At 61.0% G+C, this 392-nt stretch carries 1 protein-coding gene; it reads right to left on the bottom strand.

Features of this window, described 5'->3' with window-relative positions:
• The coding region (locus J0A65_RS26200; protein ID WP_206597114.1) for a glycosyltransferase at positions 1 to 392 on the bottom strand (392 nt) is incomplete at both ends.

Below are 392 nucleotides of genomic sequence, written 5' to 3'. Positions count from 1 at the left end.
CGATCTCCTGCTGAAGGCGCTTTTCCTCACGCCCGGCACCGATGATCGCGAGCTGCGCAGACGGATGCTTCGTCGCCAGGCAGGCAAATGCCTGAACCAGGTAGACATGCCCCTTGACCGGCACAAGCCGCCCTAATGCGCCGATCAACCGCACATCGCTCGACAACCCCAGTTCGGCACGGGATTGCTCGCGCGACAGCTGCAAGGCTTCAGCCTGAACAAGGTCGATTGCGTTGGTAATCGCGACCGTATTCTGCTCGGTGAACCCGCAGCGACAATCCAGCAGGTACTGCTTGACGGCCGGAGATACGCCAACGAAGCGCCAGGCAGCGTTGACCAGCCCGGCAGTCTGTCTACGCCGATAGGCTCGATCGTACTCGCCAAAACCATGA

Origin of the sequence: Bowmanella yangjiangensis (assembly GCF_017255015.1) — a bacterium.
Taxonomy (GTDB): domain Bacteria; phylum Pseudomonadota; class Gammaproteobacteria; order Enterobacterales; family Alteromonadaceae; genus Bowmanella; species Bowmanella yangjiangensis.
This window is presented reverse-complemented; position numbering and strand designations above follow the sequence as displayed.